This window comes from Labedaea rhizosphaerae (genome assembly GCF_004362825.1).
GTDB lineage: Bacteria > Actinomycetota > Actinomycetes > Mycobacteriales > Pseudonocardiaceae > Labedaea > Labedaea rhizosphaerae.
In genome coordinates this window covers 189,984-212,502 of record NZ_SNXZ01000007.1, presented here as the reverse complement: position 1 = coordinate 212,502, position 22,519 = coordinate 189,984, and the positions used below count along the sequence as shown (strand labels likewise).

At 72.6% G+C, this 22,519-nt stretch carries 1 protein-coding gene; it reads right to left on the bottom strand.

Features of this window, described 5'->3' with window-relative positions:
* Positions 1 to 28 precede the first annotated feature (28 nt).
* Entirely contained in the window at positions 29 to 22,519 is a 22,491-nt protein-coding gene (locus tag EV186_RS40265; protein WP_133853367.1) for a type I polyketide synthase, read from the bottom strand.

The window sequence follows — 22,519 nt, the reverse complement described above, 5'->3', positions numbered from 1 at the left end:
AGGAGCCGCCCCTAACGGTCGGATCCGGTCAGATCCCCAGTTCTGCCTCCACCATCCGGAGCATCTCGTCGTCGGAGGCGGACGCCAGCTCGTCGTCCACCGCACCGCCCGCGCCGGGTGCGGCCGAGTCGGCGGACCGGGCGTCGGCCCACCGGTCGAGGAAGCCACGCAGCCGGACCGCGACCTTCATCCGGGTGAGCCCGTCCGGTGCCGCCTTGCGGAACGCCTCGTCCATCGCGTCCAGCCCGGCGAGCAGCGCGCTCACCCCGGCCTCGACCCCGATGCCCAGCTCGGTGCGCAGGTGGCGGGCGAGGTCGCGGGCGGTCGGGTAGTCGAAGGCGAGGGTCGCCGGCAACGTGAGCCCGGTGCCCACGACCAGCCGGTTGCGCAGCTCGACGGCGGTCAGCGAGTCGAAGCCCAGCTCGCTGAACGCCTGCGCCGGCTCGACTTCAGCACTGCTGGTGTGTCCGAGCACCGCGGCGACCGCGCCGGACACCAGCTCCAGCAACACGTTCTCCTGGTCGGCCTCGGGCAGCCCGGTCAGCTCGTCGCGCAACCGGGTGCCGTCGCCGGGTTCCGGCTCGTCGGCCTGCGCGCCGAGCGCGCGCAGTTCCGGCAGGTCGGCCAGCAACGGGCTGCGCCGCGCGAGCGTGAAGACGCTGGCGAACCGCTCCCAGCGCACGTCCGCGACCGTCACGCAGGTCTCGCCCGCGTCCACCGCCTGCGCCAGCACGGCCACGGCGGCCGGGCCGGGCAACGCCTGTAGCCCACGACGCCGCAGGTAGTCGCGGGCGTCCGCGTCGGCGGCCATGCCGGTGTCGGCCCACGGCCCCCACGCGATCGACGTCGCCGCCCGGCCCTGGGACCGGCGGTGTTCGGCGAGCGCGTCGAGGAACGCGTTACCCGCGGCGTAGGCGCCTTGGCCGCCACTGCCCCAGGTGGCCGCGATCGACGAGAACAGCACGAAGACCTCGACGTCCGGCAGCAGCGCGTCCAGGTTGGCCGCACCGTCCACTTTGGCCCGCAGGAGGTCTGCGAACTCCGCCGCGGTGGTGTCGGCGATGGTGGCCGTCCCGGTGACGCCGGCCGCGTGCACGACGGCGGTGACCGTTTCCGTCGCCAGCAACGCCTCCAGCGCGGCCCGGTCGGCGACGTCACACGCGGCGACGGTCGCCGTGGCGCCCAGCGCGGCCAGCTCCTCCACGAGCTCCGCCGCACCCGGCGCGGCCATGCCCGTGCGACCGGTGAGCAGCAGTCGCGGCGCGCCGCGTTCGGCCAGCCAGCGGGCCACTTGGGCGCCCAGTGCGCCGGTGCCGCCGGTGACCAGCACGGTGCCGGTCGGTCGCCACGGCTCGAGCGGCTTGCGCTGCTGCGGCGCGTGGCCGAGCCTGCGGACGAACACCCCCGCCGAGCGCACGGCCACCTGGTCCTCCCCGGAGTCACCGGACAGGATCGCGGCGAGCCGGGCACCCACCCGGTCATCCAGTTGGTCCGGCAGATCGACGAGGCCACCCCACGTCGTCGGGTGTTCCAGGGCGAGCACCCGGCCGAGGCCCCAGACCTGGGCCTGACGCGGATTGGCCAGCTCGTCGGACGGGCCGGTGCTCACAGCGCCACGGGTGAGCGCCCACAGCGGCGCCGTGATCCCGGCGTCCGGCAAGGCCTGCGCCAGGGTCACCAGCTCGTCCACCGCGAGCGTGGCCACCACACCGTCGACGTCCAATCCAGTCAGCCGCTCGGCCAGCGCCGCACGATCGGTGCCGGTGGCCATGGTGGTGACCTCGGCGCCGTAGGCCCGCAGCACTTGGCTGATGTCCTCGGCGGCGTTGGCGCCGTTGGCGGCGACCAACCAGGTACCGGTGAGCCTGCCGACCGGGTCGGCCACCGGCTTCCACTCGATCCGGTAACGCCAGTCATCGGTGCTCCGCACCGGCACGCGCGGCCAGAACCGCTCGCGGTCGAACGGGTACGTGGGTAGCGCAACGGCTCGGCCACCCCAGCGCTCGGCCATCCTGCGCCAGTCGACCGGCAGGCCGGCGACGTGCAGCTCGGCCACCGCACGCAGCAGCGTCTCGACTTCGTCCCGGTCGCGGCGCAGGGTGGCGACCGCGTTCTCGACGTGGGCGCTCAGTGCGGCGTCCGGGCCCAGCTCCAGGAACGTGGTCACGCCCTCGTCGCGCAGCCACTGGACGCCGTCGGCGAACCGAACGGTGTCGCGGACTTGCCGCACCCAGTACTCGGGATCGGTGACGGCGCCGGGCATCGGGATCGCCGGCTGGTGGTAGGTGACCGATCGGGCGACCGCCCCGAACTCGGCCAGCATGGGCTCCACCAGCTTGGAGTGGAACGCGTGCGAGACCGTCAACCGCTTGTGCCGCCGGTCCTTCCAGGTCTCTTCGACCGCCGCGATCTCCGCCTCGGTGCCGGACACCACGAGCGACCGGGCACTGTTGATCGCCGCGATGTCGATGCCGTCGGGGACCTCGTCCTCGGTCGCGTCCACCGCGAGCATCGCCCCACCTGACGGCAACGCCTGCATCAACCTCCCGCGCGCGGCAACCACAGCGCAGGCGTCGTCGAGCGACAACACCCCGGCGACGTGCGCGGCGGCCAGCTCACCGATCGAGTGACCCAGCAAGAAATCAGGCGCAACGCCCCACGACTCCAGCAACCGGAACAACGCCACTTCGAGCGCGAAGATCGCGGCCTGTGCACCTTCGGTCTGGTTCAACGACTCTTCGTCGTCCCACGGGATCCGCAACCGGGATGCGATCTCGTCCACGGCGGCGGCATAGACCGGGAACGCCTCGTACAGCGCGCGACCCATGCCGGCGCGCTGCGAACCCTGACCGGTGAACAAGAAGGCGAGCCCACCGGGCTCTCGTCTACCGGACACCGTGTTCGGTGCGGCGGCACCGGTGGCCAGTGTGGTCAGCCCGGACCGCAGTTCCTCGGGGTCACGGGCCAGCACGACCGCGCGCCGGTTCAGAGCGGCCCTGCTCGTCGCCAGCGACACGGCCAGATCGGCGGGCCGGAGCTGGTGGTCGAGCAACCGAGCGGCCTGGGCACGCAAGGCCTTGTCCGAGTTGGCCGACAGCAGGAACGGCAGCAGCCCGGGCGCGGCGTCCACCGGTTCGACCGCAGGTGCGTCCGGTGCCTGCTCGATGATCGTGTGGGCGTTGCTGCCGCTGATCCCGAACGACGACACGGCCGCCCGGCGCGGACCGGCGGACTCCCACGGCCGGGACTCGGTCAGCAGCGCGACCGCGCCCGAAGCCCAATCCACGTGCGGGGTCGGCGCGTCGACGTGCAGGGTCTTCGGCAGCACGCCGTGGCGCACCGCCATGACCATCTTGATCACGCCGGCGACGCCCGCCGCGGCCTGCGTGTGCCCGATGTTGGACTTGACCGAACCCAGCCACAGGGGCCGCTCCCGGTCGTGGCCGTAGGTGGCGATGAGGGCCTCGGCCTCGATCGGGTCACCCAGCGCGGTGCCGGTGCCGTGCGCCTCCACGACGTCCACATCGGACGGACGAAGGCGCGCGGCGGCCAGCGCGTCGCGGATCACCCGCTGCTGCGCGGGGCCGTTCGGTGCGGTCAGCCCGTTGGACGCACCGTCCTGGTTGACCGCCGAGCCACGCACCACGGCCAGCACCGGGTGGCCGTTGCGGCGGGCGTCGGCCAGCTTCTCCACCAGCAGGACGCCGACGCCCTCACCCCAGCCGGTGCCGTCGGCGGCGGCCGCGAACGGCTTGCACCGCCCGTCGGGCGCGAGCCCGCGTTGCCGGCTGAACTCCACGAACGCCCCCGGCGTGGCCATCACGGTGACCCCGCCGGCCAGCGCGAGCGTGCACTCCCCCGCGCGCAGCGCCTGCACAGCCAGGTGCAGCGCGACCAGCGACGACGAGCACGCCGTGTCGATCGTCATGGCCGGGCCGTGCAGCCCGAACGTGTAGGCGACCCGCCCGGACAGCACGCTGGCCGCGTTGCCGGTGCCGATGTGCCCGGCGAGCTCGGGTTCCGCGCCGAGCAACGCCGGGTAGTCCTGGCCGTTGGTGCCGGCGAACACGCCGGTTCGGCTGCCGTGCACCGAGCGCGGGTCGATCCCGGCCCGCTCGAACGCCTCCCATGACGCCTCCAGCAGCAACCGTTGCTGCGGGTCCATGGCGAGCGCCTCGCGTGGCGAGATGCCGAACAGCTTCGCGTCGAACTCGCCGGCGTCGTAGAGGAACGCGCCTTCGCGGGCGTGGCTCGTGCCGGGCCGGTCCGGGTCGCCATCGACATCGTCGAACAACGTGTCCAGCGGCCAGCCACGGTCGGCCGGGAACGCCGACACGGCGTCGGTGCCGGAGCGCACCAGCTCCCACAGGTCCTCCGGCGAGGCCACCCCGCCGGGGAACCGGCAGCTCATCGCCACGATGGCGATCGGCTCGTCGGCGCTCGGCGCCGCTTGCGTTGTCGCTTCCACCGCGCCGCTGCCGGAACCGGTCAGCTTCTCGATCAGGAACGCGCCCAGCGCGTCCGGGGTCGGGTGGTCGAAGACCAGGCCCGCGGGCAGGGTGAGCCCGGTCGCCGCGCCGAGCCGGTTGCGCAGCTCCACCGCGGTGAGGGAGTCGAAACCGAGCTCCCGGAACGTCTTCCCGTCCTCGATGGTCTTGTAGCCCAGCACCGCGGCGACGTGCGTGCGGATCAGCCGGCGCATGGCCCGGGTCCGCTCGGCCGGCGTCCCTTCGGGCAGCCAGGTTTCGGTGGCCGGAGCCGGAGCCGCCGACACGAAGTCGGCCAGCAGCGGGCTCGGGCGGGCCGCGGTGAAGCCGGCGCCGAACCGCGTCCAGTCGATGTCGGCCACCAGCACCGTGCTGTCCTGGCCATCGAGCGCCGCGGCGAGTTCGGCCAGTGCGCGGTCCGGCGCCATGGCCGGGATCCCGCCGCGCCGCAGCCGCTCGGCTGTGACGTCGTCGGTGGCCATACCGCCGTTCGCCCACGGTCCCCAGGCGATCGCGGTGGCGGCCTTGCCTTCGGCCCGGCGCCGCTCGACCAAGGCGTCGAGCCAGGCGTTGGCGGCCGCGTAGTTGGCCTGACCGGGGCTGCCGATCGTGCCCGCGAGCGAGGAGAACACCACGAACAGGTCCAGATCGGTCGTCAGTTGGTCCACAATGCACGCCGCATGCGCCTTGGCGTGCATCACCTCGTCGAGCTGGTGCGGGGTCAGCGATTCCAGGACGCCGTCCGCGATGACCCCGGCGGCGTGCACGACCCCGGTGACCGGGTGCTCGGCCAGCACCGCCGCGAGCGCGTCCCGGTCGGCGACGTCGCAGGCGACGACGACGGCCTCGGTGCCCGCCTCGGCCAGCCGCGCGACCAGTTCCGTGGCGCCCGGGGCTTGCGGTCCCCGGCGGCTGGCCAGCACCAGCTTCGGCACGCCGCGCCCGGCCAGCCAGCCGGCGACCTCGGCGCCGAGCGCCCCGGTGCCGCCGGTCACGAGGACCGGACCGGTCGGCGTCCACGGTGTGCCGCTCGCCCGCCGTGGGGCGCGGGCCAGCCGCCGGCCGAACAACCCCGCACCGCGCACGGCCACCTGGTCCTCGGCGAGCGCCCCGGACACGACCGCGACGAGCCGGGCCGCCGAGCGCGCGTCGAGCTCCGCCGGCAGGTCGACGAGGCCGCCCCAGCGGCCGGGCAGCTCCAGCGCGGCGACGCGGCCGAGTCCCCAGACGGCGGCCTGTGCCGGGTCGGGTGCCACGTCGGTCGCCCCGACCGCCACGGCACCCCGGGTGACGCACCAGAGCGGGGCGTCGATCCCGGCGGCGCCGAGCGCCTGCACCAGGGTCACGGTGTCGGCGAGCCCGGCCGTCGACACCACTCCGGCGACCGGGTCGGTGGGCAGCGCATCGAGGTGCAGCGCAACGACTTCGGCGCCGCCGGCCCGCAGCGCGTCTCGCACGTCCGCGGGCCCGTCGACGAGCCAGGTGCCGGTCAGGGTGGCGTGCGTGTCGGGCACCGGCCGCCATTCGACGGCGTAGCGCATCGAGTCCGTTGTCGTGGTCGTGGTGGTCGGCCAGTAGCGCTCGCGCTGGAACGCATACGTCGGCAGGTCGATCGTGCGCCCGTGCCCGTAGACCTTCGCCCAGTCCACGAAGGCGCCCCGCACCCAGGCCGTGCCGACCGCGGCGAGCACGGTCTCCGGTTCGTCCCGTCCGCGACGCAGGGTGGGCGTCGCCGTGTCCACGAGGGCGGACAGCACGGCGTCGGGCCCGAGTTCGAGGGCCGTGGTGACGTTGTCGAGCTGCCGCACGGCGTCGGCGAACCGAACCGGCTCGCGGACCTGCCGCACCCAGTAGGCCGGATCGGTCACGTCGCCGGCGATCATGCGGAGCTTGGGCTGGTGGTAGGTGAGCGTCCGTGCGACGGCGGCGAAGTCGTCCAGCATCGGGTCCATGCGGTGCGAGTGGAACGCGTGCGACACCACGAGCCGCTTCGTCCGGCGGCCGGCCCAGAGCGCGGCGACCCGTTCGACGGCGTCCTCGTCGCCGGACACGACGACCGATCGCGGCCCGTTCACCGCGGCGAGGTCGGCGCCCACCGGCAGCGTTTCCACCACTTCGGCCTCGGTCGCCTCGATGGCCAGCATCGCCCCGCCCGCCGGCAACGCCTGCATCAGCGCACCTCGCGCGGCGACCAGGGTGCAGGCGTCGTCCAGGGACAGGACCCCGGCGATGTGGGCCGCCGCCAGCTCGCCGATGGAGTGCCCGATGACGTAGTCGGGTGTGAGGCCCCACGACTCCAGCAACCGGTACAAGGCGACTTCAAGGGCGAACAGCCCGGCCTGCGTGTACTGGGTTTGGTCGAGGGGTTCGCCGTCCTCGAACATCACGGTCCGCAGTGGACGGTCGAGGTCGAGCCGGGCGCAGACCGCGTCCATGGCGTCGGCGAACACCGGGTAGGCCGCGTACAGCGCTTGTCCCATGCCCGCCCACTGCGCGCCTTGGCCGGTGAAGAGGAACGCGAGCTTGCCGTCGGTCACGGTGCCGCGCAGGTCGAGGGTGCCCAGGCCACGGTCGAGGTCGTCGCGATCGCGGCCGAGCACCACCGCGCGGTGCTCCAGCGCGGCCCTGGTGGTGGCGAGCGACCAGCCGATGTCCTCGGCTGTGCCGGGGTGCGCACGCAGCCGGGCGGCCTGCGCGCGCAGCGCAGCGGCACTGCGGGCCGAGAGCACCCAGGGCACGACCTGCATCGGCGCCGACTCGACGCCTGGATCCGCTTCGGGCGCTTCTTCGATGATGGTGTGGGTGTTGGTGCCGCTGATCCCGAACGACGAGATCCCGGCCCGGCGCGGGGTTTCCCGCCGCGGCCACGGCGTCGTCTCGGTCAGCAACGACACCGCACCCGACGCCCAATCCACATGCCGGCTGGGCTCGTCGACGTGCAGCGTCTTCGGCAGGGTGTCGTGCCGCAGGGCCATGACCATCTTGATGATGCCGGCCACCCCGGAGGCCGCCTGGGTGTGCCCGATGTTCGACTTGAGCGCACCAAGCCACAGTGGACGGTCCCGCTCCTGACCGTAAGTCGCCAGCAGTGCAGTGGCCTCGATCGGATCACCCAGAGCGGTACCAGTGCCGTGGGCCTCCACGGCGTCCACATCGGACGGTGCAAGACCCGCCGTGGCCAGCGCGGCGGAGATGACCCGCTGCTGCGACGGGCCATTCGGCGCGGTCAAGCCGTTCGACGCACCATCGGAATTGACCGCCGAACCCTTCACCACAGCCAACACCCGGTGACCATTGCGACGAGCATCCGACAGCCGCTCCACCAGCAGCATCCCCACACCCTCGGCCCAGCCCGTCCCGTCGGCGGCCTGCGCGAACGGCTTGCACCGGCCGTCCGCGGCCAACCCGCCCTGACGAGCGAACTCGGCGAACCCGGCCTGGGTGGTCAGCACCGCGACACCACCGGCCAACGCGAGATCGCACTCACCCCGGTTCAGAGCCTGCGCTGCCCAGTGCAACGCCACCAGCGACGACGAGCACGCCGTGTCCACGGTGACCGCCGGGCCTTCCAGCCCGAAGGAGTAGGCGACCCGACCGGAGACGACGCTGTTCGCGGTACCGGTCAGGAAGTGGCCGGCCAGTTCGTCGGACAGCAGGTCGCCGGTGCCGTAGAACGAGTTCGACGCGCCGACGAACACGCCGGTCCGGCTGCCCCGCAACGACAGCGGGTCGATTCCCGCGCGCTCCACGACTTCCCAGGATGCCTCCAGCACCAGTCGTTGCTGCGGGTCCATCGCCACCGCCTCGCGGGGCGAGACACCGAACAGGCCGGCGTCGAAGGAGGTGGCGTCGTGCACGAACCCGCCGACGGCGGCGTAGTCGCGGCCCGAGGTGTCCCAGCCGCGGTCGGTGGGGAATCCGGAGATCGCGTCGATGCCCGACGCCACCAGGTCCCACAGGTCCTCGGGCGAGGCCACCCCGCCGGGATAGCGGCAGCTCATGCCCACGATCGCGATCGGCTCGTCCGCGGCGACCACCGCCGTGGTGCTGCGCTGGACGGTCGTGCCGGTGAGCCGGGTCATCAGGTGCGCGGTCAACGCCGAAGCCGACGGGTAGTCGAACGCCAGCCCGCCAGGCAGGGCGAGCCCGGTGGCCGCGGCGAGGCGGTCGCGCAGCTCGACGGCGGTCAGTGAGTCGAGGCCGAGGTCGGAGAACGCCCGGCCGCTGTCGACGGCCGCACCGTCCGCGTGCCCCAGCACGGCCGCTACCTGGGTGCGGACCAGTTCCAGCACGGCGTCGGCATCCGGCAGCTCGACCGGTTCGACCTCCACCGCCGCCTTGACCGGGACCTCCGCGAACCCGGCGAGCAGGGGGCTCGGCCGGGCGGCGGTGAACGCGGCCAGGAACCGGGCCCAGTCGACGTCGGCCACGGTCACGCAGGTCTCGCCGTGGTCGACCGCCTGGGCCAGCGCGGTGATCGCGAGCTTCGGCGCCATCGCGGTGAGGCCACGGCGCGCCAGGTAGTCGTGCGCCTCGCCGGCCATGCCCGCGCCGGCCCATGGCCCCCAAGCAATCGAGGTGGCCGCGCGGCCTTCGGCGTGCCGCCGCCGGGCGAGGGCGTCGAGGAAGGCGTTGCCCGCGGCATAGGCGGCCTGTCGGCCGCTGCCCCAGGTCGCTGCGATCGAGGAGAACAACACGAACGCCTCGGCGTCCGGGAGCAGCGCGTCGAGGTTGGCGGCACCGAGCACCTTGGCCCGGGTGATCTCGTCGAATTCAGTCGTCGACAGGTCGGTCAACGGCGTCATGCCGTCGACCCCGGCGGCGTGCACCACGGCCGTGACCGGGTGTTCGGCCAGCAGCGCGGCCAGCGCGTCCCGGTCGGTGACATCGCAGGCCGCCACCACGGTCGCCACGCCGAACTCAGGCACGTCCGCCCCACGACGGCTGACGAGCACGAGCTTCTCCGCGCCTCGCTCGACCAGCCAGCGGGCCACCTCCGTGCCGAGTGCCCCGGTGCCCCCGGTGACCAGCACCGCCCCCGACGGCCGCCATTCGGCGAGCTCGGCCGGCAGCGACGCGCGGCGCAGCCGGCGGGCGAACACCCCGCTGTCCCGGATCGCGACCTGGTCTTCGCGGCCGGTCAGCACCGACACCAAGCGGGCGCCGGCCCGGTCGTCGAGTTCGGTGGGCAGGTCGATCAGCCCGCCCCATCGGTGCGGCAGCTCCAACGCCGCGACCCGGCCCAGGCCCCACACCTGCGCCGCGTCTGGGTCGCGCACGGCATCCGCACGCCCGACGGATACCGCACCTCGCGTTGCCGCCCAGATCGGTGCGCCAAGCTCCGCTTGCAGCAGCTCAAGAGTGCCGCGGACATCCAGCAGCGACACGATTCCAGCCCACTCGACCGACTCGGCCGGGTCGCGCAGGACTTTCGCGCCGGCGTGTTCCAGCGCGGCAACGACGTCACTGCCATCCTCGCCGCCGCCGACCACGAGCCAGGTCCCGGCGATCGAGGCGCTGGCGGCGGGCAGGGGCTGCCACGACTCGGTGTACCGCCAGGAGTCCAGAGTGGACTTCTCCTGCCGTTCCCGCCGCCACGCTGACAACTCCGGCAACACAGTCGCCAGCTCACGGCCCAGCACGTCGGCGTCCTCGGCGTCGACCGCCGCCCAGAATTCCGTGTCCACCGCGTCGACCGCGGGCACCTTCGGCTCCAACCAGAACCGCTGACGCTGGAACGCATACGTCGGCACGGCCACGCGTCGGCCACCCCACGGGGAGAACATCGCGGCCCAGTCCACCGCGCGTCCGCGCACCCACGCGGTACCAACAGCGGTCAGCAGGGTCTCGCTCTCGTCGCGGTCCCGCCGCAGCAGCGGCACCGCTCCCTCGACGTGCACGGACAACGCCGGGTCAGGTCCCAACTCCAGGAACGTGTCCACGCCTTCGGCGCGCAACCGGCCCACTCCGTCGGCGAACCGCACCGTGTCCCGGACCTGCCGCACCCAATAGGCCGGATCGGTGACCTCACCGAACATCGGAATCCGCGGCTCGTGGTAGGTCAACGACTCCGCTACCGTCGCGAAATCCTCGAGCATCGGTTCCATCAGCTTGGAGTGGAACGCGTGCGAGACCGTCAGCCGCTTGGTCCGCCGATCCTTCCACAGCTCTTCGAGCCCAGCGATCTCCTCCTCGGTCCCTGACACCACCAACGATGTCGGACTGTTGATCGCCGCGATGTCGATCCCGTCCGGCACCTCGGCTTCGGTGCCCTCGACCGCGAGCATCGCCCCACCGGCCGGCAAAGCCTGCATCAATCGACCCCGAGCAGCGACCAACGTGCACGCGTCATCGAGCGACAACACCCCGGCCACATGTACGGCCGAGATCTCCCCGATCGAGTGCCCCAGAAGGTGATCCGGCGTGACGCCCCACGACTCCAGCAACCGGAACAAGGACACTTCCAGCGCAAACAAGGCCGCCTGCGCGCCCTCGGTCTGGTTCAGCGATTCCGCGTCCTCCAAGGGAATCCGGAGCCGGGACGCGATCTCGTCCCACGCCGCCGCAAACGCCGGATACCGGGCGTACAGCTCGCGGCCCATGCCGACGCGCTGCGAACCCTGACCGGTGAACAAGAACGCTGTCCGCCCACTGCCGGCGGCACCCGTGACGACCGCGTCGCCCACGACGACCGCGCGGTGCTCCAAGGTCGTTCGCGCAGTGGCCAGGGTGTAGCCGACGTCCACCGGCTCACCGTCGTGGGCGGCGAGCCGATCCAGCAGGGCGCGCAGCGCGCCCTCGGACTTCGCCGATACCACCCACGGAACCACCGGCGGCGCGATCACCGCACGTTCGGTGACCTCTTCGACCGGCGCCTCCAGGATGATGTGCGCGTTGGTGCCGCTGACCCCGAACGACGACACCCCAGCGCGGCGCGGCCCGTCCGAGGCCCACGGCTGCGCCTCGGTCAGCAACGACACCGCACCCGACGACCAGTCCACATGCGACGACGGCGCATCAACGTGCAAAGTCCTCGGCAGCACACCATGCCGCATCGCCATCACCATCTTGATCACGCCGGCCACACCAGCTGCCGCCTGCGCGTGACCCAGGTTCGACTTGATCGAACCCAGCCACAACGGCCGGTCGCGATCCTGGCCGTAGGTAGCCAGCACAGCTTGGGCTTCGATCGGATCACCCAAAGTCGTCCCAGTGCCATGCGCCTCCACCACGTCCACATCAGACGCAGACAAACCAGCCGACACCAACGCCGCACGAATCACCCGCTGCTGCGAAGGACCATTCGGCGCCGTCAACCCATTCGACGCACCATCCTGATTCACCGCCGAACCCCGCACCACCGCCAACGCCTCATGACCCAGCCGACGAGCATCCGACAACCGCTCCACCACCAACACGCCGACGCCCTCGGACCAACCGGTGCCGTCGGCGGCGTCGGCGAACGACTTGCAGCGGCCGTCGGCGGCGATGCCGTTCTGCCGGGTGAACTCGGTGAAGATGCCCGGTGACGCCATGACCGTGGCGCCGCCGGTGATCGCCATCGTGCACTCGCCCGAACGCACCGCCTGCGCCGCCAGGTGCAACGCCACCAGAGAGGACGAGCACGCCGTGTCCACGGTCATCGCCGGGCCTTCGAGCCCGAACGTGTAGGCGATCCGGCCGGACGCGACGCTCGTCGACGTGCCGGTCAACGACAGCCCGACGACCTCGTCGGGGAGCTCGCCGCCGAGCCCGTACAGCGAGTTGGCCACGCCGACGAACACGCCGACCGGCTTGCCGTGCAACGACATCGGCGCGATGCCGGCCCGCTCCAACGCCTCCCACGACGCCTCCAGCAGCCACCGCTGCTGCGGGTCCATCGCCAGCGCTTCACGCGGGGAGATGCCGAACAGGTCGGCGTCGAACTCGCCCGCGTCGTGGACGAAGCCGCCCTCGTGCGTGCTGCTGCGCACGGCGAGACCGTCGAGGTCCCAGCCGCGGTCGACCGGGAACGCGCCGACGGCGTCCACTTCGGACTCGACCAGCCGCCACAGCTCCTCGGGCGAGTCGACGCCGCCCGGGTAGCGGCAGCTCATCCCGACGATCACGATCGGGTCGTCGTCGGTCGCCGCCCGTGCGGCCTCGACGACGGCCGGCTGGTCACCGACGAGCTCGGTCAGCAGGCGGCCGGCCAGCGCGTCGGCGGTCGGGTGGTCGAACACCAGGGTCGCCGGCAGCCGAAGCCCGGTCGCGGTCGCGACCCGGTTGCGCAGCTCGATCGAGGTGAGCGAGTCGAACCCGAGTTCCTTGAACGCCTTGCCCGGCGCGACCGCGTCGGGCGTTCCGTGCCCGAGCACGGCGGCGGCCTCGGCCCGCACCAGGTCGACCAGCATCCGGTGCACGTCGTCACGGGATCGGCCCGCCAGCTGATCGGCGAAGGTGGCCGCCGTGCCGACGGCCGCTTGCCGCGGCTTCGCCCGCCCGAGGCCCCGCAGCAACGGCGGGACGTCGCCGGTGAGCGGGCCCAGCCGCATCGGCACGACGTTGGCCAGGGCACCCCGGTGGGCGAGGTCGAACAGAGCCAGTCCGTCCCGAGTGGACAGCGACCCACCCAGCCGAGCTCGGTCGGCCGCACCGAGGTCGCCGCTGAGGGCACTGGACTGTTCCCACAGCCCCCACGCCAGCGCCACGCCCGGCAGCCCGGCGGCGCGGCGCTGATGCACCAGACCGTCGAGCACCGCGTTCGCCGCAGCGTAGTTCGCCTGACCCGGCGTGCCGAACAACGCCGACGCCGACGAATACAACGCGAACATCGCCAGATCGAGATCCGCGGTGAGTTCGTGCAAAGCCACCGCCCCGTCCGCCTTGGCCAGCACAGCGTCCACACGGTCCGGGTTCAACGACTCGACGATCCCGTCATCGGTCACCCCGGCCGCATGCACCACCCCGGTCAGATCCGGGATCGACGCCACCAGCTCAGCCAACGCGGCCCGGTCCGAGACGTCACACGCCACAACCCGCACGTCCGCGTCCAACTCCGGGGCCGCACCGCCACTACGACTGGCCAGCACCAGACGCCGAACACCATGCTGAGCAACCAAATGCTCTGCCAACAGCGTGCCCAAAGTTCCAGTGCCACCGGTGATCAGCACCGTGCCCTCGGGATCCAGCGCACGCGGGATCGTGAACACGTTCTTGCCGATGTGCTTGCCCTGCCCCATGAACCGGAACGCAGCCTGCGCGTCCCGCACATCCCACGCCCGCACCGGCAACAGCGTCAACTCACCGGCCGCGAACAGATTGAGCAAGGCAACCAGCATCTCCTGCACGCGGTCCGGACCCGCTTCGCTCAGGTCAAACGCCTGGTAGTCCACACCTTCCGGCGAACGCAGGTCCGCCTTGCCCATCTCGATGAACCGGCCACCCGCGTTGAGCAAACCCAGCGACGCGTCGATGAACTCACCGGTCAACGAGTTCAGCACCACGTCCACCGGGCCGAACTTGTCCGCGAAGGCCGTGTCCCGCGAGGACGACAGGCGCTCGGAGGGCAAACCGGTGGCGTCCCACTTGGCCGGGCTCGCCGTGCCGTAGACCTCGGCACCGAGGTGCCGCGCCACCTGCGACGCGGCCATGCCCACGCCACCCGCGGCGGCGTGGATCAGCACCGACTCGTCGGCCTGCAGCCGGCCCAGGTCGACCAGGCCGTAGTAAGCAGTCAGGAACACCATGGGCACGGACGCCGCGTCGGTGAACGACCAGCCGGGCGGCATCGGCGCCAGCAGCCGCCGATCCGTCACGGCCCGCGTGCCGAAGCCACCGGTCACCAGCCCGAACACCCGGTCTCCGGGCGCCAGGTCGGTCACGTCGGCACCGACCTCGACCACCACGCCAGCCGCCTCCGACCCCATAGACGCGGCCTCGGGATAGGTGCCCAGTGCGATCAGGACGTCCCGGAAGTTGATGCCGGCCGCACGCACCTCGACGCGCACCTCGTTGGGGTGCAACGGCTCCGACGACGCCTCGACCAGAGCCAGGTCTTCCATCGCCCCTTCGAGCGTCCACTCAGGAGCGTCGGGCACGAGCAGGGACGCGGCCCGCGCCAACCGCGGCACGAACACCTCGCCATCACGCACCGCGAGCTGCGGTTCGTCCAGTGCCACGACGCCGGCCGGCACCTCGTCGCCGTCCACGAGCACGAACCGGCCTGGGTGCTCCGACTGCGCCGAGCGCACCAACCCCCACGCGCCCGCAGCGCCCAGATCGGTCACCACATCGCCGGGACGGGCCACGACCGCACCGCGCGACACGATCACCAACGGCGCATCGTCGTCCGAGGCCAAGCGCTCCTGCACGATCGCCAACGCGGCATGCGCGACCTCGCGCACCGAGCCGGTCGGCAACACGACCACGTCGGGCTGGACGTCCGAGTCGGGCACGGTGATCGGCGTCCACTCGACGGCGAACAACGCATCGTCCACGGCCCGCGCGGGTGCGTCGGTGACCGCGCGCAACGCCAACGACCCGACTGACACCACGGGTGCTCCGGCGGCGTCGTATGCCTCCAACGAGACCGTGTCCGGTGCGATCAGCGTCAGCCGGACCCGCAACGCGGCCGCGCCGACGGCGTGCAGCACGACGTCCGACCAGGCGAACGGCAGCCGCGCGGTGTCGCCCTCGATCAGCCCGGCGGCACCGAGCGCGTGCAGGGCCGCGTCGAGCAGCGCCGGGTGCAGGCCGAACGCCCCGGCCTGGGCCGGATCCGGCAACGCCACCTCGGCGAACACCTCGTCACCGGCTCGCCACACCGACCGCAGGCCACGGAACGCCGGCCCGTAATCCAGCCCGGCGGCGGCCAGCCCGTCGTACACGCCGTCGAGCGCAACGACCTCGGCACCGGCCGGTGGCCACGCTTCGAGGCGAGCGACCGGCCGGGTGTTCGCACCCAGCACCCCAACGGCATGGCAGGTCCACGCCTGCCCGTCGCCGGTGCGGGCGTGCACTTCGACCCGCTCGTCGGTGACCAGCACCTGGACCTGGGCAGCGCCGCGCCCCGGCACCACGAGCGGCGCCTGCAGCGTCAGCTCGTCGATCACCGGGCGGCCCACCTCGGCACCGGCATGCCGCACCATCTCGACCAATGCCGTGCCGGGGACGACCACGGCGCCGAGCACCTGGTGGTCGGCCAGCCACGGCTGGGCCGAGGGGGACAGCCGTCCGCTCAGCACGACCCCGTCGCCGGTGGCAAGCGACACGGCGGCGCCGAGCAGCGGCTCCTGCACCGCCGCCCAGTACCGCTCCCGCTGGAAGGCGTACGTCGGCACGGCGACGACGCGTGCGTCCCAGGTGCCGAACACGCCGCCCCAGTCGATCCCGGTGCCCCGCACCCACGCGGAGCCGACGGCGGTGAACAGCGTGCCGACCTCGTCGCGTCCGCGCCGGAGCACGGCGGCGGAGTCCTCGACGTGGGCCGACAACACCGGATCGGGTCCCAGCTCGAGGAACGTGTCCACCCCGGCGTCACGCAGCCACTCGACGCCGTCCGCGAACCGCACCGTGTCCCGGACCTGCCGCACCCAGTAGCCCGGATCGGTGACCTCGCCGAACATCGCGATCCGCGGTTCGTGGTAGGTCAACGACTCCGCCACGGCGGCGAACTCGGCCAGCATCGGTTCCATCAGCTTCGAGTGGAACGCATGCGAGACCGTCAGCCGCTTGACCCGGCGCCCCTCGGCACGCCAGGTCTCTTCCACCGTGGCGATCTCGTCCGCCGTCCCGGACACCACCAGCGAAGTCGGACTGTTGATCGCCGCGATGTCGATACCCGCGAGCACGTCGGCTTCCGTGCCCTCGACCGCGAGCATGGCGCCACCGCTCGGCAACGCCTGCATCAAGCGGCCACGGGCCGCGACCAACGTGCACGCGTCGTCCAAGGACAACACCCCGGCCACATGTGCGGCCGCGAGTTCACCGATCGAATGCCCCAGGACGTGGCTCGGCCGCACACCCCACGACTCCAGCAACCGGAACAACGCCACTTCCAGCGCGAACAACCCGGTCTGCGCGTACAGCGTCTGGTCCAGCGGCGCCGCACCCTCGAACACCACAGGCTTCAGCCCGAGGTCGAGGCGGGCACACACGGCGTCGAACGCGTCGGCGAACACCGGGAACGCCTCGTACAGCTCGCGGCCCATGCCGACGCGCTGGGCGCCCTGCCCGGTGAACAGGAAGGCCGTCCGCCCTTCGGTCACCGCACCCGTGAGAGTCGCCTCCCCCAGCAAGACCGCTCGGTGCTCCAACTCGGCCCGGGTGGTGGCCAGCGACAACGCCACGTCGACCGGCCGGCCGCCCTCGAACGAACGAACCCGCTCGACCTGATCGGCCAGCCCGGCCGCCGACTGCGCGGACACCACCAGCGGGAACACCCCGTCCACCGCGGCGGCTTCGACCGGGTCGAGCGCGTGCGCCTGTTCGAGGATCACGTGCGCGTTGGTGCCGCTCATCCCGAACGACGACACCCCTGCCCGGCGGGTGCCGTCCGACGGCCACGCTTGCGGTTCGGTCAGCAACGCCACCGCGCCGGCCGTCCAGTCCACATGCGACGACGGCTCGTCGACGTGCAGCGTCGCGGGCACCGTCTCGTGCCGCATGGCCATGACCATCTTGATCACGCCGGCTAGGCCGGACGCGGCCTGCGTGTGCCCGAGGTTCGACTTCACCGAACCCAGCCACAACGGCCGGTCCCGGTCCTGCCCGTAGGTGGCCAGGACGGCTTGGGCCTCGATCGGATCGCCCAAGGTCGTGCCGGTGCCGTGGGCTTCGACGACGTCCACATCGGACGGTGCCAGCCCGGCCGCGGCCAGCGCCTGCCGGATCACGCGTTGCTGCGACGGGCCGTTCGGCGCGGTCAGCCCATTCGACGCACCGTCCTGGTTCACCGCCGACCCGCGCACCACCGCGAGCACCTCGTGGCCGTTGCGGCGGGCGTCCGACAGCCGCTCGACCAGAACGACCCCGACGCCCTCGGACCAGGCTGTGCCGTCGGCTGCCTCGGCAAATGCCTTGCACCGCCCGTCGACCGCCAGGCCGCGTTGCCGGCTGAACTCCACGAACGCCCCCGGTGTCGCCATCACCGTCACGCCACCGGCCAGGGCCAGGGTGCACTCCCCCGCCCGCAACGCCTGCACCGCCAAGTGCAGTGCCACCAACGAGGACGAGCACGCGGTGTCGACGGTGACCGCCGGACCTTCCAGCCCGAACGCATACGCCACCCGGCCCGACAGCACGCTCGCCGCCGCACCCGTGCCGAGGTGCCCTTCCAACGCCTCGGCGTTGCGCAAGGTCAACTGCGTGTAGTCCTGACCGTTGGTGCCGGCGAAGACGCCGATGCGACTGCCGCGCACCGAGCGGGGGTCGATCCCGGCCCGCTCGAACACCTCCCACGACGCCTCCAGCAACAACCGCTGCTGCGGATCCATCGCCACCGCCTCGCGTGGCGAGACGCCGAACAACCCCGCGTCGAACTCCGCGGCACCGGCGAGGAACCCGCCTTCTCGGGCGTAGGACGTGCCGACCGCATGAGGGTCGTCGTCGAACAGGGCGTCGAGGTCCCAGCCACGGTCGACCGGGAACGGGCCCATGGCGTCCCCACCGGAGGACACCAAGCCCCACAAGGCTTCCGGCGAAGCCACGCCACCCGGGTAGCGGCAGCTCATCCCGACGATCACGATCGGGTCATCGTCCACAAGGGACGTGGTGGCGCCGGTCGTCGCTTCGGCCGCGCCGCCGAAGAGCCGGCCGATGAGGTGGCCGGTCAGGGCGGTGGCCGTCGGGTAGTCGAAGACGAGGCTCGCGGGCAGTGCGAGCCCGGTCAGCCGGCCGAGCCGGTCGCGCAGCTCGATCGCGGTCAGCGAGTCGAAGCCGAGATCCCGGAACGGCCGGGTGGGATCCACCGCCGCGGCGTCGGTGTGCCCGAGCGCGGCGGCCGTTTCGGCGCGGACGGCCTCGGTGACCGCGCGCTGGCGTTCCTCGGGGTTCAGCCCCGACCACAGCTCGACCAGTTCCGGCACGCCCTCGGCCGCTACCACCTCGGGCGCACCGATGGGCAGCTCGCTCAGCAGCGGGCTCGGGCGGGCGGCGGTGAACGCGGTCCCGAACCGGGTCCAGTCGACGTCGGCGACGGTGAGACAGGCCTCGTCGGCGGCCACGGCCGAACCAAGCGCGGCCAGAGCGAGAGCCGGGTCGAGGGCGGCGAGCCCGCGGCGGCTCAGGTAGTCCTCGGCCGCGGCGGTGTCCACGAGCATGCCGGTGCCGGCCCAGGGTCCCCACGCCACGGAAGTCGCGGCCAGGCCACGAGCCCGGCGCTGCTTGGCGAGGGCGTCGAGGTAGGCGTTGGCGGCCGAGTACGCGGCCTGCCCACCGCTGCCCCACGTCCCGGCGATGGACGAGAACAGCACGAACGCCTCGGCCTCCGGGACCAGCTCGTCAAGGTTGCGTGCGCCCTCGACCTTGGCGCGCACCACCTCCGCCCAGTCCGCCCCGGTCAGCTCGGCCAGCGTGGTGGAACCTTCGACGCCCGCGGTGTGGACGACGGCCGTGACGGGGTGTTCGTCGAGCAGTGCCGCGACGGCGTCCCGGTCGGCGACGTCGCACGCCACGACCACGGCCTGCGTGCCGAGCTCGGCCAGTTCGGCCACCAGTTCGGCGGCACCCGGCGCGTCCGGTCCACGCCGGCTGGTGAGCACCAGCCGGCGAACGCCGCGCTCGGCCAGCCACCGCGCGACGTGCGTTCCCAATGCCCCGGTACCGCCGGTGATCAGCACGGTGTTCCATGGCGAGCCGGCCGGCGCAGTCGAGCGCGGCGCGCGGACGAGCCGCCGCACGAACACCCCGGAGTCGCGCACCGCGACCTGGTCCTCGGTCCCGTCGGCGAGCACCGCGACCAGCCGGGCCGCCGCCCGGTCGTCGAGCACGGCGGGCAGGTCGACCAGGCCGCCCCAGCGCTGGGGGTGCTCCAGCGCGGCGACGCGACCAAGTCCCCACAGCAGGGCCTGGCCCGGGTCCGCGACGACATCCGAACGGCCGGTCGCGACGGCACCCCGGGTCAGGCACCACACGGGCCCGATGCCGGACCTGAGCAGCTCGATCGTGCGGTGCACGTCCAGCAGGGACACCACCCCGGCCCAGTCGCCGGGCAACGCCCGTTCGGCCTGGACGACTTGGGCGCCACCGGTTTCCAGCGCCCGCACGACTTCCGCCGACTCGCCGACGACGAGCCAGGTGCCGGACAGCGCGCCGGCGCGGGCGGTGGCCGGCTGCCAGCGGACCTGGTACCGCCACCCCTCCACAGTGGACTGCTCACGTCGGCCGCGGCGCCACGCCGACAACGCGGGCAGGACGGTGTCGAGCCCGGCAGGTGCCGCGCCGAGCGTCTCGGCGAGCGTCCCGGTGTCACCGGACTCGACCGCGGCCCAGAACCGCGATTCGGCCGGATCGGCATGCTCGGCAACGGGTTCCGCGATCTGGTCGATCCAGTAGCGGGTGCGCTGGAACGGGTAGGTGGGCAACTCGATCCGCCGGCCGCCGGGCAGCAGCCGGGCCCAGTCCACGGCGGTACCCCGGACGTGAGCGGCGGCGACCGCGCCCAGCACGGTCTCGGCTTCGTCGCGGCCACGGCGCAGCACGGCCACCGATCCGTCGACGTGCGCCGAGAGCACGGGGTCCGGCCCCAGCTCCAGGAACGTGTCCACGCCTTCGTCGCGCAACCGGCGCACTCCGTCGGCGAACCGCACCGTGTCCCGGACCTGCCGCACCCAGTGCGCCGGATCGGTCACCGCCCCCAGCATCGGAATCCGCGGCTCGTGGTAGGTCAACGACTCGGCGACGGTCGCGAACTCGTCAAGCATCGGTTCCATCAACCGCGAGTGGAACGCATGCGACACCGTCAGCCGCTTCACCCGCCGACCCTCGGCCCGCCAGGTCTCGGCAAGTGCCTCAATCTCCGCCTCGGTGCCGGACACCACCAACGACGTGGCACTGTTGATCGCGGCAACGTCGATCCCCGCAGGCACATCGGCCTCGGTGCCCTCCACCGCCAGCATCGCCCCACCAGAAGGCAATGCCTGCATCAACCGACCACGAGCAGCCACCAACGTGCACGCATCGTCCAACGACAACACCCCGGCCACATGTGCGGCCGCCAGCTCACCGATCGAATGCCCGAGCAGGAAGTCCGGCGTGACACCCCACGACTCCAACAACCGGAACAACGACACTTCCAACGCGAACAACGCTGCCTGCGCACCCTCGGTCTGATTCAGCGAAGCCTCGTCGTCCAAGGGAATCCGCAGCCGGGACGCGACCTCGTCCCACACCGCCGCGAACACCGGGTGCGCGGCGTACAACTCGCGCCCCATACCCATCCGTTGCGAACCCTGGCCAGTGAACAGGAACGCCGTGCGGCCGTCCGCGGCCACGCCGCTGGCCAGTTCGCGGTCGCCCAGCAGCACCGTGCGGTGTTCGAGTCGCGCCCGGGTCGTGGCCAGGGAGTACCCGATGTCCAGCGGCGAATCCGGCAGCGCGCGCACGGCCTCGACCTGTGCCCGCAACGCCTCGGCCGACCGCGCGGACAGCACCCACGGCACGAGTGACGGCGGCTCGACCGGTTCCGGCGTGACCGCGGGCGTCTCGGGTGCTTCTTCGACGATGACGTGCACGTTGGTGCCGCTGATGCCGAACGACGACACCCCCGCGCGCCGCGGCCGGTCCTCGGCGGCCCAGTCGCGGGCCTCGGTCAGCAACGACACCGCGCCCCGCGACCACGGCACGTGCGGGGTGGGTTCGTCGACGTGCAGGGTCATCGGCATGCGGCCGTGCCGCATCGCCTGCACCACCTTGATCACGCCGGCCAGGCCGGACGCGGCCTGGGTGTGGCCGAGGTTCGACTTGAGCGAGCCCAGCCACAGTGGCTGCTCGCGATCCCGGCCGTACGTGGTGAGCAGGGCGTGCGCCTCGATCGGGTCGCCGAGCCGGGTGCCGGTGCCGTGCCCCTCGACAAGGTCCACATCGGACGGTGTGAGCCGGGCGTTGGCCAGCGCCGCCTTGATGACCCGCTGCTGGGACGGACCGTTGGGCGCGGTGAGGCCGTTGGAGGCGCCATCGGCGTTGACCGCCGAGCCGCGGACGACCCCCAGCACGGTGCGCCCGTCGCGTTGCGCGTCGGACAACCGTTGCACCAGCAGGACCGCCACGCCTTCGGACCAGCCGGTGCCGTCGGCGGCGGCCGCGAACGACTTGCAGCGGCCGTCGGCGGACAGACCGCCCTGCCGGGCGAACTCCGCGAACGTCGCCGCGGACGGCATGACGGTCACGCCCGCCACGAGCGCCGCCGTGCACTCCCCGGCCCGCAGCGCCTGCGCCGCCGTGTGCAGGGCGACCAGCGATGACGAGCACGCCGTGTCCACGGTCATCGCGGGCCCCTCGAGCCCGAGCACGTAGGCCACCCGGCCGGAGATCACGCTGTTCGCGGTGCCGGTCAGCGCGTGCCCGGCGACCTCGTCCGGTACCTCCATACCCGCGCCGTAGCCCGAGTTGGACGCGCCGACGAACACCCCGGTCCGGCTGCCGCGCACCGAGTCCGGGGCGATCCCGGCCCGTTCGAACGCCTCCCAGCTGACCTCCAGCAGCAGCCGCTGCTGCGGGTCCATGGCCAGCGCCTCCCGCGGGGAGATGCCGAAGAGACCCGCGTCGAACTCCGTCGCGTGGTCGACGAACCCACCCACCTGGGCGAACCCGGTCGCCGTGCGGTCCCAGCCCCGGTCGGCCGGGAAGCCGGTGATCGCGTCGCCGCCGGTGTCGACCAGCCGCCACAGCTCCTCGGGCGAGCCGACACCGCCGGGCAGCCGGCAGCTCATCCCGACGATCGCGATCGGCTCGCGGGACTCGGCCAGCAGCCTGCGGTTCTGCTCGCGCAGCCGCTCGGTCTCCTTCAGCGACGCGCGCAGCGCCGCGACGGCGCGTTCCTCGCGGGTGGTCAT

What these genes read in the sequence shown, in the direction of transcription:
- EV186_RS40265 (WP_133853367.1), bottom strand. Translation starts at nt 22,519, where the DNA reads ATGACCACCCGCGAGGAACGCGCCGTCGCGGCGCTGCGCGCGTCGCTG.